21 protein-coding genes and 1 tRNA gene are annotated in these 23,992 nt (G+C 62.5%); 9 read left to right on the top strand and 13 right to left on the bottom strand.

Annotated features, from left to right (window positions below; translation table 11 throughout):
- Positions 1 to 43: 43 nt before the first annotated feature.
- Positions 44 to 853: a sugar phosphate isomerase/epimerase family protein gene (locus tag ACMCNM_RS19800; protein ID WP_186704077.1), complete on the bottom strand. Its 810-nt coding sequence runs from the start codon at positions 851 to 853 to the stop codon at positions 44 to 46.
- Positions 854 to 1,132: 279 nt separating this feature from the next.
- On the opposite strand from ACMCNM_RS19800, the gene ACMCNM_RS19805 reads away from it, so the two are divergent.
- Positions 1,133 to 1,909 carry an SDR family NAD(P)-dependent oxidoreductase gene (locus ACMCNM_RS19805; protein WP_412765224.1) on the top strand — a complete coding sequence of 259 codons (777 nt, stop codon included), beginning with the start codon at positions 1,133 to 1,135 and terminating at the stop codon, positions 1,907 to 1,909.
- Between the two features lie 732 nt (positions 1,910 to 2,641).
- Here the strand turns inward: ACMCNM_RS19805 and ACMCNM_RS19810 are convergent.
- A tRNA-Ser gene (locus tag ACMCNM_RS19810) sits at positions 2,642 to 2,729 on the bottom strand.
- A gap of 133 nt (positions 2,730 to 2,862) precedes the next feature.
- On the opposite strand from ACMCNM_RS19810, the gene ACMCNM_RS19815 reads away from it, so the two are divergent.
- The 8 genes from ACMCNM_RS19815 to ACMCNM_RS19850 all read left to right on the top strand — a co-directional run bounded on the left by ACMCNM_RS19815 (position 2,863) and on the right by ACMCNM_RS19850 (position 8,647).
- Positions 2,863 to 3,534, top strand: coding sequence for a Bax inhibitor-1/YccA family protein (locus ACMCNM_RS19815; RefSeq protein ID WP_412765225.1), 672 nt, complete (start codon positions 2,863 to 2,865; stop codon positions 3,532 to 3,534).
- A gap of 179 nt (positions 3,535 to 3,713) precedes the next feature.
- Positions 3,714 to 5,093 carry a nucleobase:cation symporter-2 family protein gene (locus ACMCNM_RS19820; RefSeq protein ID WP_085273009.1) on the top strand — a complete coding sequence of 460 codons (1,380 nt, stop codon included), beginning with the start codon at positions 3,714 to 3,716 and terminating at the stop codon, positions 5,091 to 5,093.
- Between the two features lie 117 nt (positions 5,094 to 5,210).
- Positions 5,211 to 5,603 (top strand): sulfurtransferase complex subunit TusD, encoded by a 393-nt coding sequence (gene tusD, locus ACMCNM_RS19825; RefSeq protein ID WP_099428820.1) that lies wholly within the window; start codon positions 5,211 to 5,213, stop codon positions 5,601 to 5,603.
- 1 nt (position 5,604) lies between these two features.
- The gene (gene tusC, locus ACMCNM_RS19830) at positions 5,605 to 5,964 is read left to right on the top strand and encodes a sulfurtransferase complex subunit TusC (RefSeq protein WP_099454724.1); all 360 of its coding nucleotides are present in this window, start codon (positions 5,605 to 5,607) and stop codon (positions 5,962 to 5,964) included.
- Positions 5,964 to 6,260, top strand: a complete 297-nt coding sequence (gene tusB / locus ACMCNM_RS19835; RefSeq protein ID WP_412765226.1) for a sulfurtransferase complex subunit TusB — start codon at positions 5,964 to 5,966, stop codon at positions 6,258 to 6,260. Before tusC ends, tusB begins: the two co-directional genes overlap by 1 nt.
- Positions 6,257 to 6,592 (top strand): TusE/DsrC/DsvC family sulfur relay protein, encoded by a 336-nt coding sequence (locus tag ACMCNM_RS19840; RefSeq protein ID WP_027592724.1) that lies wholly within the window; start codon positions 6,257 to 6,259, stop codon positions 6,590 to 6,592. Before tusB ends, ACMCNM_RS19840 begins: the two co-directional genes overlap by 4 nt.
- Positions 6,589 to 7,590, top strand: coding sequence for a glycosyl transferase family protein (locus tag ACMCNM_RS19845; protein ID WP_412765227.1), 1,002 nt, complete (start codon positions 6,589 to 6,591; stop codon positions 7,588 to 7,590). The genes ACMCNM_RS19840 and ACMCNM_RS19845 overlap by 4 nt, the downstream gene beginning before the upstream one ends.
- 94 nt (positions 7,591 to 7,684) lie before the next feature.
- Positions 7,685 to 8,647, top strand: coding sequence for a glutathione S-transferase family protein (locus ACMCNM_RS19850; protein WP_412765228.1), 963 nt, complete (start codon positions 7,685 to 7,687; stop codon positions 8,645 to 8,647).
- Between the two features lie 347 nt (positions 8,648 to 8,994).
- On the opposite strand, the gene ACMCNM_RS19855 is transcribed toward ACMCNM_RS19850, so the two are convergent.
- From ACMCNM_RS19855 to gcvP, 11 genes are all read right to left on the bottom strand, one after another.
- The gene (locus tag ACMCNM_RS19855) at positions 8,995 to 10,413 is read right to left on the bottom strand and encodes an aldehyde dehydrogenase family protein (protein ID WP_412765229.1); all 1,419 of its coding nucleotides are present in this window, start codon (positions 10,411 to 10,413) and stop codon (positions 8,995 to 8,997) included.
- A 10-nt stretch (positions 10,414 to 10,423) separates the two neighbouring features.
- Positions 10,424 to 11,464 carry a homoserine dehydrogenase gene (locus ACMCNM_RS19860; protein ID WP_412765230.1) on the bottom strand — a complete coding sequence of 347 codons (1,041 nt, stop codon included), beginning with the start codon at positions 11,462 to 11,464 and terminating at the stop codon, positions 10,424 to 10,426.
- A gap of 295 nt (positions 11,465 to 11,759) precedes the next feature.
- A complete protein-coding gene (locus ACMCNM_RS19865; protein WP_412765231.1) occupies positions 11,760 to 12,197 on the bottom strand; it encodes an Lrp/AsnC family transcriptional regulator in 438 nt (145 codons plus the stop codon).
- Complete coding sequence (gene thrC, locus ACMCNM_RS19870) at positions 12,194 to 13,582, bottom strand: threonine synthase (RefSeq protein WP_265968237.1); 1,389 nt, start codon at positions 13,580 to 13,582, stop codon at positions 12,194 to 12,196. The genes ACMCNM_RS19865 and thrC overlap by 4 nt, the downstream gene beginning before the upstream one ends.
- Positions 13,583 to 13,597: 15 nt before the next feature.
- Complete coding sequence (locus ACMCNM_RS19875) at positions 13,598 to 14,488, bottom strand: LysR substrate-binding domain-containing protein (RefSeq protein ID WP_099454474.1); 891 nt, start codon at positions 14,486 to 14,488, stop codon at positions 13,598 to 13,600.
- Between the two features lie 49 nt (positions 14,489 to 14,537).
- Positions 14,538 to 15,977, bottom strand: a complete 1,440-nt coding sequence (locus ACMCNM_RS19880) for an amino acid permease (RefSeq protein WP_027596346.1) — start codon at positions 15,975 to 15,977, stop codon at positions 14,538 to 14,540.
- A gap of 124 nt (positions 15,978 to 16,101) precedes the next feature.
- Positions 16,102 to 17,367 carry a cystathionine gamma-synthase family protein gene (locus ACMCNM_RS19885; RefSeq protein ID WP_412765232.1) on the bottom strand — a complete coding sequence of 422 codons (1,266 nt, stop codon included), beginning with the start codon at positions 17,365 to 17,367 and terminating at the stop codon, positions 16,102 to 16,104.
- Positions 17,368 to 17,651: 284 nt separating this feature from the next.
- Positions 17,652 to 18,629, bottom strand: a complete 978-nt coding sequence (lipA, locus tag ACMCNM_RS19890) for a lipoyl synthase (protein WP_412765233.1) — start codon at positions 18,627 to 18,629, stop codon at positions 17,652 to 17,654.
- A gap of 24 nt (positions 18,630 to 18,653) precedes the next feature.
- Positions 18,654 to 19,778, bottom strand: coding sequence for a glycine cleavage system aminomethyltransferase GcvT (gene gcvT, locus ACMCNM_RS19895; protein ID WP_412765234.1), 1,125 nt, complete (start codon positions 19,776 to 19,778; stop codon positions 18,654 to 18,656).
- Between the two features lie 21 nt (positions 19,779 to 19,799).
- Positions 19,800 to 21,056: a serine hydroxymethyltransferase gene (gene glyA, locus ACMCNM_RS19900; protein WP_412765235.1), complete on the bottom strand. Its 1,257-nt coding sequence runs from the start codon at positions 21,054 to 21,056 to the stop codon at positions 19,800 to 19,802.
- A gap of 60 nt (positions 21,057 to 21,116) precedes the next feature.
- Positions 21,117 to 23,987, bottom strand: coding sequence for an aminomethyl-transferring glycine dehydrogenase (gene gcvP / locus ACMCNM_RS19905; RefSeq protein WP_412765236.1), 2,871 nt, complete (start codon positions 23,985 to 23,987; stop codon positions 21,117 to 21,119).
- Positions 23,988 to 23,992 lie beyond the last annotated feature (5 nt).

Below are 23,992 nucleotides of genomic sequence, written 5' to 3' on the forward strand. Positions count from 1 at the left end.
GCGGGCCTCAGGGCTACTGGGGCGACGAGCGATAGAAAGGCAACTACCGAATGTTCCACCCCTTCTCACGCAGATCCTGCACACCTTTGTTCAGTTCATATAAGGCGTTTTCTTCGCGGATGATTTCGAGCACGCAGTTTTCAATACCGCAGGTCGCGTGAACGGCTTCACCCAATCCGATGAAGTCTACCACTCCGGTACCAACTGGATCATGCCCCCACACATCCGTGCCGGTGTCGGACACATGCACAAAGTCGATAGCACTCTGGTAGGCCAGCAAACTCGCTACTGGGTCCTCACCTATGTAAGCAGCGTTGGCGATGTCATAAACGACCCTGACGACATCATCATTGACAGTATCAACAACCTCAGCTAACTCCCGCATCGTAGGGGTGAAGCAATACGGGGTATTTTCTAGCAGCAAGCGCACACCAGCCTGTTTCGCCAGCGGCGTCAGAGCCGCCAGGCTCTCGTACATCCAATCATAAGTCTTTTCGAGCGGTGGAGAAATCATCGGGCGCCGCGTGCCAGGAGATATCACCACCTCCTGGGTACCCCAAGCGACAGCCAGGTCAATCACCGCCTTAATGTGATCAATGCTCTTCTGACGCATGTTGGCGGCGGGACTTGCCAAGTTGACGTCATAGCCGCCGGCATTGAGCGACCTGATCTTGGCATCGTACTGACGTAGACGCACGCTTGCAGCAGAACGCTCTGCAGTCGACATTTCCACCGGCCAGCAATGTGGCGAACTTACGGGCACCTCGAACACACGGTGCCCATGCTCAGAGAGCTGCGCAATTGCATCGATTGCCGTGGATGACCACAGATAAGAAAACGTGCTGATGATCATATCGAAACATCCTTTCAGTTGAGTATTCACCGGAGTGAAACGGGTCATTCATATTATGAATTTTGTAGGCTGACCACTATCGCTTGCAGGAAGACGCGACCATGGATGCAGATAAATGGCGACAGCCAATGCGCTGCTAAGGAAATCCTGATGATGAAAAAAACATAACGTAATCGAATTCCATTGTCAATTTGGTTGCAAAGTCACACTTGGTTTTGTAGGTTAGGGTTCCCACCTACAACAAAATCTATGTGTGAGGGTTGTTAAATGAGAGCTTTGGTGAGTGGCGGTAGCAGCGGCATCGGTGCTTCGGTATGCCTCAGGATCGCGGAGGCTGCGCTTGCCCGGGGCTCGCAGCCGAAAATTGCCGTTTGTGGGCAAGCCCCAAACTCAACCCAGGATGAAATCGTTCGAAAAATCATAGCCATGGGTGGCGTCGCGATATCATTGTCTGGTGATCTCGGCGATCCTGCAGTGCCTGACCAACTGGTAGCAGCTGCAGTGGCCGAATTCGGCGGGCTTGACACGCTGGTTGCGAATGCCGGCGTCGCCAGCCCCGGCGCGATCTGCAATTTGTCCATTGAGGATTGGGACGACATGTTCGCCGTCAATCTTCGCGGCGCCTGGTTGCTTGCCAAAGCAAGCTACCCGCATCTTCGCGAAAGCCGAGGCTCAGCGTGCTTTACCTCGTCGATGTCTGGCCAGCTTCCGCACGCCGGCTCTGGCGCCTACAGCCCCACCAAGGCAGCATTAACAATGCTGGCGCAAACTCTCGCCCTGGAGTGGGCACCTGAAGGCATTCGGGTCAATATCGTGTCCCCAGGCATGACACATACACCCATGTCTGAAAAAATGTACGCTGATCCGCAGATCAAGAAAGCACGAGAAGCGATCATCCCACTGGCCAGAATCGGCGAACCGCTAGACATCGCAAACGTGATCGAATTTCTCATTAGCCCGCTAGCGGGCTATGTCACGGGACAGGATATCTGTGTCGATGGCGGATTCTCCAAATCGATCCTTAGCCATATTCCAGGTCGACCAAGCTCCAAATGATTATCACGGCTGGGGATTGAGCCTATACAGAAAGACTTAAATCCAAACCCTCTACAAGACACTAAAATGGGGCCGTGCGACCTTGCATTGTGTCGTGCGGCTTCGACCGAAGCTGTATCCTCGCGAGCTTCTATTCGCACTTACCTGCGCCTTGGCCTTTTAAACCCCTCCCCTAAAACTCAAGCTCGCCGACCTACTCGGGCGAGGCGAACTTAGCATCGATGGCGACAATATCTACAAGCAGCTGATCTGCGGCGCAGCAGTGGGCTGGATGGTGGTCGGCAAACAAAGCATCAACCCACCGACGAGGGGCGATGGGGTCAGCACCTCTGAGCTATCGGCCAGGCCGAGGGCGAGCTACAAAACGAGCTCATCGACTCGCTGAAACGGTCACCTACTACCGACACAAGCGCACCAGCAAGCGCAGGAAGAACCCCGGCAAGGAATGAATCAGCTATTTCTTCCTGAACAAGTCAGCTAAGCCGAGACCCTTAGGCAGCGATCTGAGCTTGGCTTGACTGAAGTGAGGCGAACTCGAAGCGAAGGCGAGCAGCTAAGGACCTAGTCATGTTGGGGCCGAGGTAGGCAGTTGCGCGACATCTTCGAGAAGGCGCCAATCGACGGGCTCAGAACTACGGACGTATCGGAAGCGCTTCCGAAATAAAGTGCCCATGGGTAGTTTTTCTACGCCCCAAAAACGCAAAAAGCCCTGAATAATCAGGGCTTTGAATATGGCGGAAGCGTAGAGATTCGAACTCTAGGATAGTTGCCCATCGACGGTTTTCAAGACCGTTGCCTTAAACCACTCGGCCACGCTTCCAGCTCGTTTTGCGGCCGCCATAATACCGTAATGAAACACGCTGTCAAACTCTCTGTGTCGCGGGTTGCAGGACGTCTGATAGACTCCTAGCATCTGAACGTCTGAAACCACAGGTTTACCAAGGAGCCTCGCCATGCGCGAACAGGATTACGCCGTACACCACGGCCAGCAGGTCGAGCAGCAGGAGATCAGCAAAGTCCTGCGCAACGCGTACAGCCTGCTGGCACTCACCCTCGCCTTCAGCGGTGTCATGGCCTTTGTGGCCCAGCAGATGCGCGTCGGCTACCCGAACGTGTTCGTGGTGCTGATCGGCTTCTACGGGTTGTTCTTCCTCACCAACAAACTGCGTGATTCGGCCTGGGGCCTGGTGTCCACCTTTGCCCTCACTGGCTTCATGGGCTTCATCCTCGGCCCTATCCTCAACCGTTACCTGGGCATGGCCGGTGGCGCTGAAGTGGTCAGCTCGGCATTCGCCATGACCGCACTGGTGTTCGGTGGCCTGTCGGCCTATGTGCTGATCACCCGCAAGGACATGAGCTTCCTCAGCGGCTTCATCACGGCAGGCTTCTTCGTGCTGCTGGGTGCAGTGGTTGCCAGCTTCTTCTTCCAGATCAGCGGCCTGCAATTGGCGATCAGCGCTGGCTTCGTGCTGTTCTCGTCGGTCTGCATTCTGTTCCAGACCAGCGCGATCATCCATGGCGGCGAGCGCAACTACATCATGGCGACCATCAGCCTGTATGTATCGATCTACAACCTGTTCGTCAGCCTGCTGCAGCTGTTCGGCATCATGGGCCGCGACGACTGATATCGCGCCTCATTAAAAAGCCCGCTTCGGCGGGCTTTTTTGTGCGCCAAAGACTGACTTAAAAGTCAGCTTATTGAGCGAACAGACACCGATCATGCCACCATCGTGCTTGCCCCTACCCCAATTGCGCTTCAGCCCGTAGAATGCGCTCCTTTTTTCTTCCGGGGCGGCTTTCTGCAATGAGCTCACACGAACACAGCCCAGGCGCATCGGCGCCTGCCAATGAACTGGTGCTGGGTCTTGAGGACAAGCCACGGCTGCTGATCGGCCTGCTGGCGGCGCTGCAGCACCTGCTGGCGATCATCGTGCCGATCGTGACACCGGGCCTGCTGATTTGTCAGGCATTGGGTGTTTCGGCGCGGGACACCAACCTGATCGTATCCATGTCGCTGGTGATCTCCGGCATCGCCACCTTCGTCCAGTGCAAGCGCTTCGGGCCGTTTGGCGCGGGGTTGCTGATTGTTCAGGGCACCAGCTTCAACTTCGTCGGGCCGTTGATTGCTGGCGGCGCGCTGATGGTCAAGCAAGGCACGCCGGTAGAAGGCGTAATGGCGGCCATTTTTGGCGTGGTGATCGCAGGCTCCTTCGTGGAGATGGGCGTGTCGCGTATCCTGCCGTTCGTCAAACGCCTGATCACGCCACTGGTGACCGGCATCGTCGTACTGATGATTGGCCTGACCCTGATCAAGGTCGGCCTGATCAGCATGGGCGGCGGCTTTGGCGCGATGGCCAACGGCACCTTCGCCAATGGCGAAAACCTGCTGCTGTCGGGCGTGGTGCTGGCGATCATCGTCATTCTCAACCGCATCCCGGTGGTATGGATGCGCAGCTGCGCTATCGTCATCGCCTTGGCGGTGGGCTATGCGCTGGCCGGCTACCTGGGCCGCCTGGACTTCACCGGCATGCACGAGGCTGCGCTGTTCCAGGTGCCCACGCCGCTGCACTTTGGCCTCAGCTTCTCGTGGGCGCTGTTCATTCCGATGCTGGTGATCTACCTGGTGACATCGCTGGAAGCCATCGGTGACGTTACCGCCACCAGCAAGGTCTCGCGCCAACCGGTCGAAGGCCCGGTGTGGATGCAGCGGATCAAAGGCGGCGTGCTGGTCAACGGCGCCAACTCGCTGCTGGCCGGCTTGTTCAACACCTTCCCCAGCTCAATCTTCGCCCAGAACAACGGCGTTATTCAGCTGACCGGCATCGCCAGCCGCCATATCGGCATCTGGATCGCTGTGATGCTGGTGCTGTTGGGCCTGTTCCCGACGGTTGCTGGAGTGATCCAGGCGGTACCGGAGCCGGTACTGGGTGGCGCGGCCATGGTGATGTTCGGCGCGGTAGCGGCCTCGGGTATCAACATCCTGGCCAGCACGCAGCTGGACCGTCGCGCCCTGCTGATCATTGCTGTGTCGCTGGCCTTGGGCCTGGGCGTGGCCCAAGTGCCTGAGTTCCTGGCCCACATGCCGGCGGCAATCCGCAATGTGCTGGAGTCGGGCGTCGCCACCGGCGGTATCTGCGCCCTGGTGCTGAACTGGTTCCTGCCAGAGAGCAAAGAGCGCGCCTGACCCTTCAGCGCCTCGCTGAAAAGCCCAGCCCCTCTGCACAAGGCCATGAGGTCCTTGTATGAGCGGGGTTGGGCTTTTTTGCTTTATCATGGCGGCATTCCTTTGCATGAGTTGTCCATGAAATTCGCTATCGCGGTTTTTTCCCCGGCCCATGCGCCCTCCTCGCGCCGCGCCCTGCGCTTTGCCGAGGCGGTGCTGGCCGGCGGGCATGAGATTGCCCGGTTGTTCTTCTATCAGGACGGGGTACACAGTGCCTCGGCCAACGTGGTCACGCCCCAGGATGAGCTGGATGTCGCCGCCCAATGGCGCACCTTCATCGACCACCACCAGTTGGACGCGGTGGTGTGCATTGCCGCTGCATTGCGCCGTGGCGTGCTCGACGAGGCCGAAGCCAGCCGCTATCAACGGCCAGCCGCGAACCTGCCCAAGCCCTGGGAGCTGTCCGGGCTCGGCCAACTGCACGAGGCGGCGCAGAGTGCCGATCGGCTGATCTGCTTCGGAGGCGATTGAAATGGCCAAGTCATTGTTGATCATCAGCCGCCAGGCACCCTGGAACGGCCCATCGGCCCGTGAGGCGCTGGACATCGCACTGGCCGGTGGCGCGTTCGACCTGCCGCTGGGCATGCTGTTCTTGGACGATGGCGTGTTCCAGCTCGCCCCGGGCCAGCAACCTTCAACTTTGCAACAGAAGAACCTGGCGGCCAACCTGCAGGCCTTGCCGATGTTCGGCGTAGAAGCGCTCTTCGCCTGCAGCCATAGCCTGCGCCAGCGCGGCCTTGCCGCCGACACCCTGGCGCTACCGGTGCAGGTGTTGGACGACGCGGCACTGACCGCATTGATCGCCCGTTTTGACCAGGTGGTAACGCTGTGATGACAACCCTGCATGTAATTGCCCACTCGCCCTTCGGCGACGACCGCCTGGCCAGTTGCCTGCGCCTGCTCGGTGCCGACGATGCACTGCTGCTGTGCGGTGATGCGGTCTATGCACTGCACGCCGGCAGCGAGCCCCAGCAGCTGCTGCAAGCCGCCGCGCTCGAGCAGCGCTTGTTCGCCCTCGACGAAGACCTGCACGCCCGCGCGGTTGCCAACGACCTGGCCACGCCTGTGGACTACGCTGCATTCGTCGAGCTGTCGCTGCATTACGACAAGGTCAACAGCTGGCTATGAGTACGCTGAACGTTGGCGATCAAACGATTGCCCTGGACAAGGACGGCTTCCTGGTCGACCTGCACGACTGGTCCCCTGCCGTCGCCGATGCCCTCGCCACACGTGAAGGCATCCCGCTGACCGCTGACCACTGGGAAATCCTCGAGCTGCTGCGCCAGTTCTACCAGGAATTCCAGCTTTCGCCGGCCACACGCCCGCTGATCAAGTACACCGCGCTGAAGCTGGGCCCTGAAAAGGGCAACAGCCCGCACCTGAACCGCCTGTTCAACGGCACTCCTGCCAAACTTGCCGCCAAGCTGGCGGGCCTGCCCAAGCCGACCAACTGCATATGATCGAACCACGCCCGCTCACCCTTGAAACACCCGCCGAACACCCGTTCGCCGAATTTGTGCGCATCCTTGGCAAAGGCAAGCGCGGCGCGCGCGGCCTGACCCGCGAAGAAGCCCGCGCGGCCATGACCTTGCTGCTGGAAGGCAAAGTCGAGGACACCCAGCTCGGCGCCTTCCTCATGCTGCTGCGGCACAAGGAAGAAAGCGCCGATGAACTGGCCGGTTTCACCGAGGCCCTGCGCGCGCACTTGCAAGCGCCGCACATTGCCGTGGACCTGGACTGGCCCACGTACGCGGGCAAGAAGCGCCACCTGCCCTGGTACCTGCTGGCGGCCAAGTGCCTGGCCAACAACGGGGTGCGCATCCTGATGCATGGCGGCGGCGCCCACACCGCCGGGCGCATGTTCACTGAACAACTGCTCGAACAGCTGCAGATTCCGCTGTGCCGCGACTGGGCGGCCGTCAGCACCGCGCTCGACCAGCAGCGGCTGGCGTTTTTCCCGTTGCAGGACTGGGCACCCCAGTTGCAACGCATGATTGACCTGCGCAACACCTTGGGCCTGCGCTCGCCAATTCACTCCTTGGCTCGGGTACTGAACCCGCTGGGTGCGCGCTGCGGCCTGCAGAGCATCTTCCACCCTGGCTACCAGGCGGTGCACCGTGAAGCTAGCTGCCTGCTCGGCGACCATGCCGTGGTGATCAAGGGCGATGGCGGCGAGATCGAGGTCAATCCCGATGTCATCAGCCATCTCTATGGCACTACAGCGGGCGAGGCCTGGGATGAAGAGTGGCCAGCCCTGAGCGAACGCCGCCATGTCAAACCACCGAGCCTGCAACCGCAGCAACTGCTCGCCGTGTGGCAGGGTGAGGCCGAAGACAGCTACGGCGAAATGGCCGTGGTCGCCACCATGGCCCTGGCCTTGCGCGGCCTGGGGCAGAACCGTGACGACGCCTTCGCCACAGCGCGCCGCTACTGGAGCGAACGCAAAGCATCGATTTAATCGATTAAAGACCCCGAGTCTTTGCGCTATTTATTCGAACGATATTCCCTAGACTGGGCTCCAACGACAAACAACTTTGTTCCAGGAGCTCAACATGGGCCTTTTGATCGACGGCCGCTGGCACGACCAGTGGTATGAAACCGGCAAAGACGGGGCCTTCAAACGCGAAAACGCCCAGCGCCGCAACGCGTTGCCCGCACCCGAGGCAGGCCGTTATCACCTGTACGTGTCACTGGCTTGCCCATGGGCGCACCGCACCCTGATTTTCCGTGCCCTCAAGGGCCTGTCGCCGCTCATCGATGTGTCGGTGGTGAGCTGGCTGATGCAAGAGAATGGCTGGACCTTCGACCAGCAGCAGGGCTCCACCGGCGACCACCTCGATGCACTCGAATTCCTGCACCAACGCTACACCCAGGATGACCCGCACTACACCGGGCGCGTTACCGTGCCGGTGCTGTGGGACAAAAAAGAGAAGCGTATCGTCAACAACGAATCGGCCGAGATCATCCGCATCTTCAACAGCGCCTTCGACGAGCTGACCGGCAACCGCCTGGACCTCTACCCCGAGCCCTTGCGCCCGGCGATCGAAGCGCTGAACGAACGGATCTACCCCGCAGTGAACAATGGCGTCTACCGCGCAGGCTTCGCCACCACGCAAGAGGCCTACGAGGCCGCGTTTGACGACGTGTTCAATGAGCTGGATTACCTGGAAGACTTGCTGAGCCGCAATCGCTACCTTGCTGGCGAGTACCTCACCGAGGCGGATGTACGACTGTTCACTACGCTGGTGCGCTTTGATGCGGTGTACCACGGGCACTTCAAGTGCAACCTGCGACGCCTGAGCGACTACCACAACCTGTCAAACTGGCTGCGCGAAGTGTACCAGTGGCCGGGGGTGGCGCAGACGGTGGATATGGAGCATATCCAGAAGCATTACTACATGAGCCACAAGACCATCAACCCGAATGGGATCGTGCCTAAAGGGCCATTGCAGGACTTTGGTCTGGCGCATGATCGGGAGCGGTTGGTGGGCCAGGGGATCTGGGTTAACCGGTGACACAGCGGGGCTGCTTTGCAGCCCTTCGCAGCACAAGGCTGCTCCTACAGCTCCGGCGCACGCCTGTGTAATCGATGGACTCGCCCCCGCCGAGGCATCACAGTGCCACGGTGGCGTTCAAAGAAGCCAACGGCAGCGAGGGCGAGACCATGAAGAAGCGACCGCATCAAGCTAAGGCTTAACGGCCTGAGCCCTGTTGATTACAGGGCTCAGGCTGCTAGCTGAAACTGTCCAACTTTCTGGGGGCAGTCCAATGCGTCAATTTTTAGAAATTGCGCAAGACAGTTGCTCCCATAGGCCTCACCTGAATCAATTCATAGGGGCGGATGCTCTTAACCGTGGCGCCTTCAATCCAGGTGGTTGATGCACACCACCTTGGGCTGGGTCATGTCCTCATAGGCAAACCGCACCCCTTCGCGGCCCAGGCTGCCGTACTTGAAGCCCCCAAACGGCATGGCGTCGAAGCGGTAATCGGAGGAGTCGTTGATCATCACGCCACCGGCCTCGATCCGCCGCGCCAGCTTCAGCGCTGTCGACAGGTCTCGGGTGAATACCCCTGCATGCAGGCTGTATTCCGGGGCATTGGCCAGGGCAACGGCCTGGTCGAGGGTGTCGAACGGCTCCAGGATTACTACGGGGGCGAACACTTCCTGCAGCCAGATACGGCTGTCGTGGCTGACCGTTTCCAGTACCGTAGGTGCGTACAGCGCACCTTGCCGGCGATGACCGCAAAGCAGCGTCGCCCCCTGCCCCAGCGCTTCTTCCACCAGTTGCTCGGTACGGCGAGCCGCCTGCTCGGTAACCATCGGGCCGACATCCGTGTCCGGGCTGGCAGGGTCACCCAGCTGCAAAGCCCTGGATTGCGCAACGAACTGCTCGCGGAAGGCTTCGTACACCGCGCGCTGCACCAGAATCCGTTGCGTGCCGATGCAGTTCTGCCCCGCCGCCCAGAAGGCCCCAGAGACACAGGACTCCACGGTCGGCCCCAGGTCGCAGTCCTCCAGCACCAGTACAGGCGCATTGCCGCCCAGGTCCATGGCGAGCTTTTTGAGCCCTGCGCTGCGGGCGATCGATTCGCCGGTGGCAAAACCGCCGGTGAACGAAATCATGCGCACCTCACGCAGCTCGACCAGCGCCTTGCCCAGTTCGACTCCACCGGTTGCCGTGGTCACCACGTTTTCGCCAAGCCCGGCCTGCACCAGGCAATCGACCAGTTTCAACGCCGACAACGGCGCAAGTTCAGACGGTTTGAGGATCACCGCATTGCCCCCGGCAATCGCCGGGCCCAGCTTGTGCGCCACCAGGTTCAGCGGGTCGTTGTAGGGCGTGATCGCGACAATCAGGCCCAGCGGTTCGCGGCTGAACCAGCCTTGGCGGGCTTCGGACCCTTCATAGGCTTCGAACGGCACCACCTCGCCGGCATTGCGCCGGGCTTCTTCGGCGGACAGCTTCAGCGTGTTCACACAGCGCTTCACTTCCTTCTGTGCCTGACGCAGGGTTTTACCGGCTTCGGCCACGATCAAGTTGGCGAACACAGCCGCATCGGCTTCGACCAACCGCGCCGCTTCTTCGAGAATGCGCGCGCGACGGTGCCGGGGCATCGCTGCACTCTCAAGGCACCCCGCCCGTGCGCGTGCCAGCAAGGCGGGCACGGCCGTGGCGTCCAGATTGGGCACACGCCCCACCAGACGGCCGTCGAAGGGGCTGAACACGTCGATGTGGCTCGGCGCTACAGCGTGAACACTGGCCATGCGAGATACGCTCATAAAGGCTCCGTTACTGACGCGGGGTGGTGTGCAGGGCGATGATGTCGGAGAGCAAGGCATAGGCGGTTTCGATACGCCCTGCGCCCGGCCCGGACACCGTGACCGCCCCCAGCAGCGCGCTGTTGAACGACACCGCATTGACCGCGCCATTGATGCCGGCAAGCGGATGATCGAGCGGCAACAAACGCGCTTCGACACTCGCGGACACCGTGCCGTCAGCGCCCTTGCTGGCAGCGCCGATCAGTTTCCAGCACTGCCCCGTGGCATGCGCCTTGACGATATCCGACGCACTGATGCCGCTGATGCCCGAGCACGTCACGTCGCTGACGCTCAAGCGCGCATCCAGCAACTCGTTGGCCAGGATCACCACCTTCAGGCGCACGTCAAAGCCTTCGACATCTGCCGTAGGGTCGGCCTCTGCGTACCCCAGTTGCTGCGCCTGGGCCACCGCATCCGCGAACGACATGCCGTCTTTCATGCGGGTCAGCACGTAATTGGAGGTGCCGTTCAGAATGCCTTCGAAGCCTTGAATCTGCGAACCTGCCAAGGCCTGCTTGGCCAGGCGGATCACCGGGGTGCCGCTCATGACCGCGCCTTCGTATTCGAACGCGACATTGTGGCGGCGCGCCAGCGCCTTCAGTTCGGCGCCGTGCAATGCAATCGGCCCCTTGTTGGTGGTCACCACATGAATGCCGCTCTCCAGCGCCCAGCGGCAGAAGGTGGCCGCCGGCTCGCCATCGACCGGGTTGGTGAAGGTAGCCTCAGCGATGATGTCCGCGCCGGACTGCTTGATGACGGTCTCGTTGAACGCCTCGGCAGTGCCCCCTGCAATCAGGGCGAGCGCGCCCTTTTCGGCGGGCAAGGCTGCCAGCGCGGCAGCGTCCAGGCCATTGCGGTCGACCACCGAACCGAGGAACAGGTCGGTGACGCCGACGATCTTCAGGCTGAAGCCGAGGGTGGCCTGCCAGCTGTCATTATGCGTTGCGATCAACTGGGCCAGGCCTCTGTTGACACCGCCAAAACCGACCAGGGCAATGTTGTATTCAGTCACGAAGGCATTCCTTTTTGCTGTTGTTTGATGGGCCTAGCGTACGAGCCGGCTACGGGCAGTTGAATAGGCCAAAGTGCCGTATTTATTGGGCGTTCTGCCAACACGCGAAATGGCCACTTTACGGATGCCACAGGTAGCTCGCGTTCCCTGTCGGAGCGGCCTTGTGTCGCGAAAGGGTCGCAGAACGCCCCCCAGGTTTCAGCATCGCCGCGTGAATTGTGGGGGCTGCTCTGCAGCCCTTTCGCGACACAAGGCCGCTCCTACAGAAAGGGGCACGCGCAGGGGAGAATGGGGATTAGAAGACAGCGGAGAGCACAAACGAGGTAACGGTGTTTTCAACACCCGGCATGCCGGCGATTTCTTTCCAGACGGCGTGGACCCGTTCCGGGGTCGCCGCAGCAACCCTCAGCATCAAGTCGAACTCGCCACTGAGCACTTCGCACTGGATCACCTCAGGGAGGGTACGCAATTTGGCCAGCACGTCGTCCCCGCGCATGCGGTCGTAGCGATAGACGAAAACCGCCGCGCTGATCAACGATGAAGGGCGGCGGGAATCCCCCAACCGAACGGTGTAGCCCTGTATCGCGCCATCGCGCTCAAGCCGTTCGATACGCTGGCGCACCGCATTGCGCGAGAGGTTGACCTTGGCCCCGAGTTCGGCATGGGCGATCCGCGCATTGGCAGTCAATTCGGCAAGAATGCGCTCGTCCAGCGGGTCGAGGATGCGTTTCATGCCGGCCTCGACTGCGCTGCCAGCAGGGCCTGGCACAAGCCATCAAGGTCCCCTCTGCACAAGGCTGGCGGCCCGTCTTGCACCACGGGCTGCGGTGCAAGCTCACCCTCCCACACGCCCAACTGCGCCAACAGCGCAGCCGACTTGGCCGGCGCAATCTGGCCCAGGGTCACCATCGGTGCGCCCAGGCTGCGTCGATGCATGCGGCCGGCCAGCGCGCCGACAGCCGTGTGCGGGTCGACCAGCGCTGCGGCTTGCGTGCGCAGTTTGATGACTTCGCGGCGCACCTCGGCCTCATCCACCGCATAAGAGTCGAACAACACCCGCGCCTGAAGCCATTGCGCATTGCCGATGCTTAATTCACCGCAAGCCTCGAACTGCGCCATCAGTGCCGCAACGCTGCTGCCACTGCGCCCGTACAGCTCCCAGATGAAGCGCTCCAGGTTCGAATAGAGCGAGAAGTCCATGGCCGGTGACAATGTGCGCTGACTGGCGTGCGGCGCGTAGCGATTGCGGTGCAGAAACCGGTGGAGGGCATCGTTGCTGTTGGTCGACACGATCACCTGGTTGATCGGCAGGCCCATTTTCTGCGCAATGAAGCCGGCGTAGATCTCTGCGAAACTCGCTGCGGGCACACTGAACCCGACCGGGCGGGTGCCGCCCCCCAGTTGCAGCGCCGCGTGGAAGTAGAACACGATCTGGGCAAGTACCCCGACCCAGTTGGTGGAGTTGAAACACACCGGTATCAACCCTTCCAGCGGCCAGGCACGGAACAGCCGCGCCACCAGGGTCTGGCAGTCATCGAAACTGCCATCGACGGGTATCAGCTGAACACTGGCGGGGTCACCCGCCTGCAAGGCGGCCAGGCGGTCTGCCGGGATCTCGTTGCGGGGGTAGAGAATCGCCAAGCGCACCTTCGGCCTGGAAGCGAAGGCTTGGATGGCGGCAATGCCGGTATCGCCATTGGTGGCACCGACCACCAACGCCGCTTCGTCCGACTGCTCGAGAAAGTGGCTGACCAGCCGCGCCTGAAGCTGTGCGGCAAAGTCCTTTGAGGTGTGGGTAGGGCCATGAAACAGCTGCAGGATCCATTCGTTATGGCCAATCTGCTGCAGCGGCGTGATGGCGCGATGGCTGAAGGCCTTGTAGCTGTCGCTGAGCAGCGCACGCAAGGCTTGATCATCGATGGCATCGCCGACAAAAGGCGCGATCACCCGCCAGACCAGCTCATCGAACGGCAGCCATGACCAACTGGCGATCTCCTCAGGGCTGATCACCGGCAAGTGTGCTGGCACATACAGCCCGCCATCAGCGGCAGGCCCCGACAGCACCACCTCACGGAAGTCCGCCCGTACATCACCGTTGCGGGTACTTACGTAGTGCATGAAAACTCCACAGGGTTACGAAGGCCGGTGCGCGTGTGCCACCAGCCAGGAAGAAAACAGCGCGGCATCGGGCGGCAATGGGCGGCCCTGCTCGCGTACCAGGTAAAACGACTCGCTCGCTTCGATGCGCTGGCTGAACGGCGCGACCAGTTGGCCGTCCCTGAGCAGGTCCTCGACCACCGAGGACCGCGCCAGCGCCACCCCCTGCCCCAGCTCGGCCATGCGGATGGTGGACACCAGGGTGTCGAACTGCAGCCCGCGCGAATAATCGACATCGTCCGCGCCCACCCGCTTGAGCCAATACCCCCAGCCCTCCTCATAGCCCAGCACATGCAGCAGCGGGTGGTGCCTGAGGTCGCGTGGTTCGCGAATGGCCGAGCGCGCCATCAGTGCCGGCGAACACACCGGCACCAACACGTCCCAGGTCAAGCGTTGGGCATGCAGGCCGGGCCATTCGCCATTGCCCCAGCGCACTTCCAGGTCGTCCTCGCCATCGGGCGCCTTGACCCAGAGATTGCTGATGTAGCGGATATCGATGTGCGGGTGCTGGCGGCTGAAGTCCGGCAACCGCGGGGCAAGCCAGTACTGCAGAAACGACAGGCTGCCACGCACCTTCACGGGGCCGCGCTTGTGCTGGCCGAAAATCTCGTTGGTGCCCACCGCCAGGCGGCTGATTGCATCCTGCACCACCGGCAGGTACGACTGCCCTTCTTCGGTCAGGCCCAGGCCCCTGGGCAAGCGCTTGAACAAGGCCACGCCCAGGTGGCTTTCGAGTTGCCGAATCTGCTGGCTTACCGCGCCTTGGGTAAGGTGCAGTTCCTCCGCCGCGTGGGTAAAGTTCAAGGCGCGTGCCGACACTTCGAACGACCGCAGCCAGTTGAGCGGCGGCAGGGATTTTTGCTTCATCGACACGACCTCGTTCACAGTTGAATCCGTGCATCATGAACCGGTTTGTTCAGGTCGCGCCAACACCCGCGCCTGCCGATGCCGCAGCCGCCAGGCGCTGTGCACGTTTGTTGCGGGTCACCCAGTAGACGAAGTAGCACCAGGCAATGAACGGGATGCCGAAATACAGGGCAACGCGCTGCTCCGGGTCGAAGGCAATGCCGACACACGCCAGCACGCAACAGGCAATCGCGCCCAGCGGCACCCACGGGTAGCCGCGCACCCTGAAGTGCAGGTCTTCGACCCGGCCACCATTGGCCACATAGTGTCGGCGGAAGGCCATCTGGCTGGCGGCGATGCTCATCCACACCACCACCACCGCCAGGCCGGAAATCGACACCAGCGCCAAGTACACCGTGTCTGGCGCCAGTACGCTGCTGAGCAACGACGCCGCGGCGCCGGCCATGCTCAGCATGATGGCGTTGACCGGCGTGCCGCGTGGCGACAGGCGGGCGAAGCACTTGGGCATATGGCCCTGGTCACTGAGCGTCCACAGCATCCGCGAGGCCGCGTACAACCCGGAGTTGGCGGCCGACAGCAGCGCGGTGAGGATCACGAAGTTCATGATGTCTGCCGAGTACGGAATACCGATCAGGTCGAAGACCATGACGAACGGGCTTTCGACCAGGCCTGCCTGTTCACGCGGCAGCAAGGTGGCCAGGACGATGATGGTGCCGACGAAGAACAACGCCAATCGTACTACCGTAGTACGTATCGCCTTGGGCACGCTGTCCTGTGGGTCTTTTGCCTCACCGGCGGCAATGCCGATGAGTTCGGTGCCGGAGAAGGCGAACGACACCGCCAGCAACGTCATCGCGATCGGCAACAAGCCAGTCGGGAACAAGCCTTCGCGGGTGAAGTTGGACAGCCCGATGCCCTGCACGTGCTGCACATCGAGCAGGCCAAAAATCGCCGCCCCGCCGATGGCGATGAAGGCGATCACCGTCAGCACCTTGACCAGCGACAGCCAGAATTCGGTTTCGGCAAACAGGCGTACCGACACCACGTTGCTGACCAGTACCGTGATCGCGAACAACGCGCTCCAGATCCACACCGGCGTGTCGGGGAACCAGCGCACCATCAGGATACCCGCCGCGGTGAACTCCGAGCCGATCGCTACCGTCCAGGTCAACCAGTACAGCCAGGCCACCGTGTACCCGGTGCCCGGCCCCAGATAGCGGGTTGCATAACTGCTGAACGAACCGGTTTCGGGCATCTGCACCGCCAATTCACCCAGGCAGACCATCACCAGGTAGACCATGACCGCGCCGACGATATAGGCGATGACCGCGCCCAAGGGCCCGGCCTGGTTGACCGTGTAGCCTGACGTCAGAAATAGGCCAGTACCGATCACGCCGCCCAGCGCCAGCATGACGATATGGCGCGTGTGCATCTCTTTCTTGTACCCGGCCGGGTGGCCCGACGCCGCGTTTGAGTGTTCGGTGGACATAGTTGAGTTCTCATGAAGTGGCTGGCACAGCAGCCGGCAGGCGACCCTGAGGCCGCCACCGTCGCTGTGTCAGCGGCTGTTATTGTTATGGCTTTCATGAATCAGGAAGGGCGTGCCCGACGCCTCAGGTGGACACTTCGACGTGCCGGCCACAGGTGTCGCTGCCCTGCCCCTGCGCGCGTTCGACCTGCACAGCGGCGAACGCCTGGCGCAGGTCTTCCAGCAGGTCGGCGGTATCCTCGATGCCGACCGACACCCGCACCAGGCCTTCTGAGATGCCCAGTGCCTGGCGCTCTTCCAGGGTGTTTTCCACGTGGCTGGTTGTCCGTGCCGGCCCGTAGATGGTTTCCACTGCACCCAGGTTGCCGGCGCGGTGGGCGTAGCGCAGCTTGGGCAGCAACTTGACGACAGTGCCCATCCCACCCACCAGCACGAAACTGACGATGGCGCCAAAGCCGCGCATCTGCGCACTGGCGATCGCGTGGCCTGGGTGCCCCGGCAACCCGGGGTAGTTGACCGACTCGACCAACGGCTCGCTGCACAGGTACTCAGCCAAGGCCTGGGCGCTGGCTTGCTGCTGGCGCAGACGCAGCGCCAGGGTCTTGATGCCGCGAATGATCAGGTACGCGGAAAACGGGTCCAGTGAAGCGCCGTTGATTTCGCGGTAGTGACGCACCTGCGCCATCAAGGCTTCGCTGCCGCAGACCACCCCGCCCAACACATCGCCATGGCCGGAAAGGAACTTGGTCGCACTGTGCACTACCACATCGACGCCCAGCAGCAGCGGGTTCTGGTTCAGCGGCGTGGCGAAGGTGTTGTCGGCAACGACCAAGGCGCCCACACGCTTTGCTGCGGCCACCAAGCGGCGGATGTCGAGGATTTTCAGCGTCGGGTTGCTCGGGGTCTCCAAGTAGACCACATCGCAACCCCGGGCGATTTCACGCTCCATGGCGTCGGTGTCGAGGGTGTCGCACAGCGTCACTTCGACGCCCTGACGGGGGAGGAATTCTTCGAATATCTTGTTGGTGCCGCCGTAGCTGTCGCGGGTCGAGACCACGCGTTTGCCATTGCACAGGAAGGTATGCAGCACACCGCTGATGGCCGCCATACCGGTGCTGAAGGCCACGGCCGACTCGGCGTGTTCCAGTGCACAGAGCTTGTCCTCGAGGACCGCAACCGTCGGGTTGCTCATGCGGCTGTAGATGAAGCCCGGCTGCTTGCCCAGCGCAATGTCGTACCAGGCGTCGATATCCTGGTAGCCGTAGGCGGCACTGGCGATGATCGGAGTTTGGGTGGCATTGAAGGGGTGCTCGACGTGTTCCCCCTCCCACACCACCCGCGTCCCAATACCCGGCTGCACGCCGTTAGCGACCTTTGCTTGGTTATTCATGTCATTGTCTCGCATCGATGAAACACGGCGGTGTTTCGACTGGTCTGCGAGGACTATAGAGCGCACCTGCGCCCATGAAAAACGATGCAATTGGGCCCTAAGGGGCGCTTATTTTAATGGCTTACCAAGCCGCCTGCGTCGGGCAAGCCATCCGGGGTTTACGCATTACCCGGTAGGAGCAGCCTTGTGCTGCGAAGAGGCCAGTGATAGCAACGAACATTGTTGTGTTTTCACCGGCCTCTTCGCAGCGCAAGGCTGCTCCTACACAGATTGGGGGCGCAGCGCTATTGCACATAAGCCTGCAGCGCTTGCTGGTCGGCATGGTAGGAGGACCGCACCAGCGGCCCGGACGCCACGTTCTTGAAGCCCATCGCCAAGGCCTGTTCGGCAAACCAGGCGAAGGTGTCCGGATGCACGAAGCGCTGCACCGGCAGGTGGCTGCGCGACGGTTGCAGGTATTGCCCCAGGGTCAGCATGTCGACCTGGTGCTCGCGCATGCGCTGCATCACCTCGATCACTTCTTCATCGGTTTCACCCAGACCCAGCATCAGCCCGGATTTGGTCGGTACGCTGGGCACACGGCGTTTGAAATTCTCCAGCAGGTCCAGCGACCACTCGAAGTCCGAGCCCGGCCGTGCCGCCTTGTACAGGCGCGGCACGGTTTCCAGGTTGTGGTTGAACACGTCCGGCGGCTCCTGCGCGGTGATGGCCAGGGCCACGTCCATGCGGCCGCGGTAGTCCGGCACCAGGGTTTCCAGCTTGACGCCCGGCGACAGCGTGCGGATTTCACGCAGGCAGTCGACGAAGTGCTGGGCGCCGCCGTCGCGCAGGTCATCGCGGTCCACCGAGGTGATCACCACGTACTTCAGGCGCAGGTCGGCAATGGCAATCGCCAGGTTCTTCGGCTCATCGGCATCCAGCGGTTTCGGCCGCCCGTGGCCGACGTCGCAGAATGGGCAACGGCGGGTGCAGATGTCACCCATGATCATGAAGGTCGCCGTGCCACCGGAGAAGCACTCGCCCAGGTTCGGGCACGACGCTTCTTCGCAAACACTGTGCAGCTTGTGCTTGCGCAGCAGCGCCTTGACCCGTGCGACCTCGGGTGACGTGGCAATGCCCACGCGAATCCAGTCAGGTTTGCGCGGCACCTCCTCGGTGGGCAGGATCTTCACCGGGATGCGCGCCACCTTGTCGGCGCCGCGCAGTTTCACACCGGTTTGCAAGGGCTGCGGGCGCGTGGCGGCAGGCAGGGTCTGGTTCATGTTCATGCTCCGGCAATCAAGGCTTCAGCCACGGTAATAACGTTGTGCAACAAAGGGTGTGCGTACCACCTGCATCGGCACCCGCTTGCCTCGCACCAAGGCGAAGACTTCGGTTTCCAATGCCGCGTGCGCACTGTGCACGTACCCCATCGCCAACGGCCCGCCCAGGCTGGGGCCGAAACCGCCGCTGGTGACACGGCCGATTTCCTGGTCGTTGGCATCGACGATCAGCGCCCCTTCCCGCACCGGTACACGCGCTTTGGGCATCAGGCCCACCCGTTTACTGGCCACGCCCTCGCGTTGCTGGGCAAAGAGGCGTTCGGCCCCCGGAAAACCGCCGGTCCGCACGCCCTCGGCACGTCGCGCCTTGGAGATCGCCCAGGTCAGGCTGGCCTCGATCGGTGTGCTGCGCGCATCCATGTCATGGCCGTACAGGCACAGCCCGGCCTCCAGGCGCAGCGAATCGCGGGCACCCAGGCCGATGGCCTCGACCTCGGGCTCGGCCAGCAGCGTGCGGGCGAGCATTGCCGCCGCCTCGGCCGGCACCGAGATCTCGAAGCCATCCTCACCGGTATAACCCGAGCGGCTGACGTAGCAGTCAACACCCAGCAGCTTCACACGGGCGAACTGCATGAAGGTCATGGCGCCGACCTGGGACGCCAGGCGGCCCAGCACCTTGGCCGCCGCAGGCCCCTGCAGGGCCAGCAAGGCGTGGCTTTCGAACAGCGATTCGACCTCGCACTGCCCTTCCAGATGCTGCTTGAGGTGCAGCAGGTCCTGGTCCTTGCAGCCAGCGTTGACCACCAGCAACAGTTCGTCACCGCCCAGGTTGGCCACCATCAGGTCGTCGAGGATACCGCCGTCGTCGTTGGTGAACAGCGCATAACGCTGCATGCCCACCGGCAGGTCGAGGATGTCGACCGGCACCAGCGACTCCAGTGCCTTGGCAGCGCCGGCGCCGCGCAGGCGAATCTGCCCCATGTGCGAAACGTCAAACAGGCCGGCCTGCTCACGGGTATGCAGGTGCTCCTTGAGCACCCCCAGCGGGTATTGCACCGGCATGGCGTAGCCGGCAAAGGGCACCATGCGCGCGCCGAGTTTCAGGTGCAGGTCATGCAGTGGTGTTTGTTTGAGTTGTTCTGTGGACATGAACGATTCCCCGTAGTCGATTCAGGCGCGATAGACCGGATATTCCGCGCACAGCCTGGCCACCGACGCGGCCACCTGGGCCTCGACATCGGCATCGCCAAGGTGATCGAGGATGTTGCAGACCCAGCCGGCCAGGGCCACGCATTCGGCCACCTTGAAGCCACGGGTGGTGACCGCCGGGGTGCCGATACGCAGGCCCGAGGTCACAAATGGCGACTGCGGGTCGTTGGGCACGGCGTTCTTGTTGACGGTGATGTGCGCGCGGCCCAGGGCGGCGTCGGCATCTTTACCGGTGAGGCCCTGGCGGATCAGGCTGACCAGGAACAGGTGGTTGTCAGTGCCGCCGGAAACCACGTCGTAGCCGCGGTCGATAAATACCTGGGCCATGGCCTGGGCGTTTTCGATGACTTGTTGCTGGTAGGCCTTGAAGCCTGGCTCCAGCGCTTCCTTGAAGCACACGGCCTTGGCGGCGATGACGTGCATCAGCGGGCCACCCTGGGCGCCGGGGAACACGGCAGCGTTGAGCTTTTTCTCGATCTCTGGGTTGGACTTGGCCAGGATCAAACCGCCACGTGGGCCGCGCAGGGTCTTGTGGGTGGTGGTGGTGACCACGTCGGCGAACGGGATCGGGTTCGGGTACAGGCCCGCAGCAACCAGGCCGGCAACGTGGGCCATGTCGACGAACAGCAGCGCACCGACCTTGTCGGCGATGGCGCGGAAGCGTGGGAAGTCGAGGGTCTTGGAGTAGGCTGAGAAGCCGGCGACGATCATTTTCGGCGTGTGCTCGACCGCCAGGCGCTCGACTTCGTCGTAGTCGATCAGACCGGTCTTGGTGTCGATGCCGTATTGAACCGCGTTGTACAGCTTGCCCGAGGACGACACTTTAGCGCCGTGGGTCAGGTGGCCGCCGTGGGCCAGGCTCATGCCCAGGATGGTGTCACCGGCCTGCAGCAGGGCCAGGTACACCGCGCCGTTGGCGGAAGAGCCGGAGTGCGGCTGGACGTTGGCGTAGTCAGCACCGAACAGCTGCTTGGCGCGCTCGATGGCCAACTGTTCAACCACATCGACGTGCTCACACCCCCCGTAGTAACGCTTGCCTGGGTAGCCTTCGGCGTACTTGTTGGTCAGCTCGGTGCCCTGGGCCTGCATCACTTGCGGGCTGGTGTAGTTTTCCGAGGCGATCAGCTCGATGTGGTCTTCCTGGCGTTGTACTTCGCGGCTGATGGCCTCCTGCAGCGCAGGGTCGAAGTCGGACAGGGTGAGGCTTTTATGGAACATGTGGGTGCTTCCTTATTGTTGGGGGCAGGCAAGGCCCGGACGGGGTCCGGGCCTGTGCAGTCAGGCGTCTTGGTAGACCGACATGGGCGGGCAGGCACAGGCCAGGTTGCGGTCACCGTAGACGTTGTCCACGCGCCCCACTGGCGGCCAGTACTTGTTCTCGCGCAGCGTCTGCAACGGGTACACCGCCAGCTCCCGGCCGTAGCGATGGGGCCATTCGCCCACCAATTCACTGGCGGTGTGGGGGGCGTTTTTCAGCGGGTTGTCGAGCGCGTCGAAGGTGCCATTTTCCACGGCGCGGATTTCCTCGCGGATGCAGATCATCGCCTCGCAGAAGCGGTCCAGCTCTTCCTTGGACTCGCTCTCGGTCGGCTCGACCATCAGCGTGCCAGCCACCGGGAACGACATGGTCGGGGCATGGAAGCCGAAATCGATCAGGCGCTTGGCCACGTCCTCGACGCTGATGCCGCTGCTGTCCTTGAGCGGGCGCAGGTCGAGGATGCACTCGTGGGCGACCAGGCCGTTCTCGCCGGTGTACAGCACCGGGTAGTACTCCTCCAGGCGCCGGGCAATGTAGTTGGCACTCAAAATCGCCAGCTGCGAGGCACGCTTGAGCCCTTCGCCACCCATCATGCGGATGTACATCCAGGTAATCGGCAGGATGCTCGCACTGCCATAAGGCGCTGCGCAGACGGCACCTTGTTTATGTTCCAGGTGCGCGTGGCCAGGCAGGAACGGCGCCAGGTGCGCCTTGACCCCGATCGGGCCGACACCGGGGCCACCACCGCCGTGGGGGATGCAGAAGGTTTTGTGCAGGTTGAGGTGCGACACGTCGCCGCCGAACTTGCCCGGGGCGCAGAGACCGACCATGGCGTTCATGTTGGCACCGTCCAGGTACACCTGGCCGCCGTGCGCATGGATGATGTCGCAGATGCGGGTGATGCCCTCTTCGAACACCCCGTGGGTCGAGGGATAGGTGATCATCAGCGCGGCCAGTTGCGCCCGGTGCTGCTCGGCCTTGGCTTGCAGGTCGGCCACATCGACGTTGCCGCGCTCATCGCAATTGACCACCACCACGCGCAGGCCGGCCATCTGCGCCGTGGCCGGGTTGGTGCCGTGGGCGGACGACGGGATCAGGCAAACATCACGGCCCGCTTCGCCACGGCTGGCGTGGTAGGCGCGGATGGCCAGCAGGCCTGCGTATTCCCCTTGCGAGCCGGCGTTGGGCTGCAGCGACATCGCGTCATAACCGGTGGCCTCGCAGAGCATCGCCTGCAGTTCGTCCGTCAGTTGCCGATAGCCGAGCGACTGTTCGGCCGGGGCGAACGGGTGCAGGTTGGCGAACTCGGGCCAGGTGATCGGGATCATCTCGCTGGCGGCGTTGAGCTTCATGGTGCACGAGCCCAGCGCGATCATGGTGCGGTCCAGCGCCAGGTCTTTGTCGGCCAAGCTGCGCAGGTAGCGCATCAGTGCTGTTTCAGAATGGTAGCGGTTGAACACCGGGTGCTGCAGGAACGGGGTGTCGCGCAGCAGCTGCACTGGCAAGCAATCGCCACAGCCCTCTGCCAGGGCGACGAAGGCCGGAAGCGCCTGGCCCGGGGCGGCGAACACCTGCCACAAGGCCTCGACACTGGCCTGCTCGCAGGTTTCATCCAGTGACAGGCCGACCCGCTGGGCGTCGATCGGGCGCAGGTTCAGGCCGGCCCCTTGGGCGGCGGCCAGCACATCGGCCGCAGGCCTGGCAGTGACCACGCTGACGGTATCGAAGAAGTGCGCTTGTTCCACTGCGTGCCCGAGCTGCAGCAGCCCTTGCACCAGCACTGCCGTTAACCGGTGCACACGCTGGGCGATCTGCGCCAGGCCTTGAGGGCCGTGGTACACCGCGTACATGCTGGCGATGTTGGCCAGCAGCACCTGCGCGGTGCAGATGTTGCTGGTCGCTTTCTCGCGGCGGATGTGTTGCTCGCGGGTCTGCATGGCCAGGCGCAGCGCCGGCTTGCCAAAGCGGTCGATGGAGACACCGACCAGGCGGCCGGGCATGTCGCGTTTGAACGTATCGCGTGTGGCGAAGTACGCCGCGTGCGGGCCGCCAAAGCCCAGCGGCACGCCAAAGCGCTGGGCGCTGCCCAGCACCACGTCGGCATCGAACTCGCCCGGCGGGGTCAGCAAGGTCAGCGCCAGCAGGTCGGCGGCCACCGCCACTAAGGCGCCGACGGCATGGGCGCGTTGCACCAGGGCCCGGTGATCGGCGATAGCGCCAGTGCTGGCCGGGTACTGCAGCAACAGGCCGAAGTACGCCTCAAGGCCCTGGCCTTCCAGTGCCGCTTCATCACCGATGACCACCTCGATACCCAGCGGCTGGGCACGGGTGCGCAGCACGTCGAGGGTTTGCGGGTGGCAGTGGCGGGACGCGAAAAAGGCCGGTGCCTTGCTCTTTGCCAGGCGCTTGCAGAAGGTCATGGCTTCGGCCGCAGCGGTGGCCTCGTCGAGCAAGGAGGCGTTGGCGATCTGCATGCCGGTGAGGTCGCAGACCAAGGTCTGGAAATTGAGCAGTGCTTCCAGGCGGCCTTGGGAAATCTCTGGTTGATACGGCGTGTAGGCGGTGTACCAGGCTGGGTTTTCCAGCAGGTTGCGCAGGATCGGCGTCGGCGTGTGGCACGGGTAGTAGCCTTGCCCGATGTGGTTGCGAAACAGCTGGTTCTTCGCGGCGATGGCCTTGAGCGCAGCCAGGGCCTCGGCCTCGCCCTGCCCTTTGCTCAGTTCAAGCACGCTGGTGCCTTTGATGCTACCTGGGATGACGCTGTCGACCAGGGCCTGCAGGGAGCCATGGCCGGTCAGCGCCAGCATCGCCTCGATATCGTGCTCACGCGGGCCGATGTGGCGGGCGATGAACTCATTATCCGTGGTCAATGGAAACGGTGCGTTGTGCATGTCGA

Origin of the sequence: Pseudomonas sp. NGC7 (assembly GCF_047159675.1) — a bacterium.
GTDB lineage: Bacteria > Pseudomonadota > Gammaproteobacteria > Pseudomonadales > Pseudomonadaceae > Aquipseudomonas > Aquipseudomonas kermanshahensis.

Excerpts from the sequence above, each read along its gene's own strand:
- ACMCNM_RS19800 (WP_186704077.1), bottom strand. The coding sequence starts at position 853 with ATGATCATCAGCACGTTTTCTTATCTGTGGTCATCCACGGCAATCGAT.
- ACMCNM_RS19815 (WP_412765225.1), top strand. The coding sequence starts at position 2,863 with ATGCGCGAACAGGATTACGCCGTACACCACGGCCAGCAGGTCGAGCAG.
- ACMCNM_RS19820 (WP_085273009.1), top strand. The coding sequence starts at position 3,714 with ATGAGCTCACACGAACACAGCCCAGGCGCATCGGCGCCTGCCAATGAA.
- tusD (WP_099428820.1), top strand. The coding sequence starts at position 5,211 with ATGAAATTCGCTATCGCGGTTTTTTCCCCGGCCCATGCGCCCTCCTCG.
- tusC (WP_099454724.1), top strand. The coding sequence starts at position 5,605 with ATGGCCAAGTCATTGTTGATCATCAGCCGCCAGGCACCCTGGAACGGC.
- tusB (WP_412765226.1), top strand. The coding sequence starts at position 5,964 with ATGACAACCCTGCATGTAATTGCCCACTCGCCCTTCGGCGACGACCGC.
- ACMCNM_RS19840 (WP_027592724.1), top strand. The coding sequence starts at position 6,257 with ATGAGTACGCTGAACGTTGGCGATCAAACGATTGCCCTGGACAAGGAC.
- ACMCNM_RS19845 (WP_412765227.1), top strand. The coding sequence starts at position 6,589 with ATGATCGAACCACGCCCGCTCACCCTTGAAACACCCGCCGAACACCCG.
- ACMCNM_RS19850 (WP_412765228.1), top strand. The coding sequence starts at position 7,685 with ATGGGCCTTTTGATCGACGGCCGCTGGCACGACCAGTGGTATGAAACC.
- ACMCNM_RS19855 (WP_412765229.1), bottom strand. The coding sequence starts at position 10,413 with ATGAGCGTATCTCGCATGGCCAGTGTTCACGCTGTAGCGCCGAGCCAC.
- ACMCNM_RS19865 (WP_412765231.1), bottom strand. The coding sequence starts at position 12,197 with ATGAAACGCATCCTCGACCCGCTGGACGAGCGCATTCTTGCCGAATTG.
- thrC (WP_265968237.1), bottom strand. The coding sequence starts at position 13,582 with ATGCACTACGTAAGTACCCGCAACGGTGATGTACGGGCGGACTTCCGT.
- ACMCNM_RS19875 (WP_099454474.1), bottom strand. The coding sequence starts at position 14,488 with ATGAAGCAAAAATCCCTGCCGCCGCTCAACTGGCTGCGGTCGTTCGAA.
- ACMCNM_RS19880 (WP_027596346.1), bottom strand. The coding sequence starts at position 15,977 with ATGTCCACCGAACACTCAAACGCGGCGTCGGGCCACCCGGCCGGGTAC.
- ACMCNM_RS19885 (WP_412765232.1), bottom strand. The coding sequence starts at position 17,367 with ATGAATAACCAAGCAAAGGTCGCTAACGGCGTGCAGCCGGGTATTGGG.
- lipA (WP_412765233.1), bottom strand. The coding sequence starts at position 18,629 with ATGAACCAGACCCTGCCTGCCGCCACGCGCCCGCAGCCCTTGCAAACC.
- gcvT (WP_412765234.1), bottom strand. The coding sequence starts at position 19,778 with ATGTCCACAGAACAACTCAAACAAACACCACTGCATGACCTGCACCTG.
- glyA (WP_412765235.1), bottom strand. The coding sequence starts at position 21,056 with ATGTTCCATAAAAGCCTCACCCTGTCCGACTTCGACCCTGCGCTGCAG.
- gcvP (WP_412765236.1), bottom strand. The coding sequence starts at position 23,987 with ATGCACAACGCACCGTTTCCATTGACCACGGATAATGAGTTCATCGCC.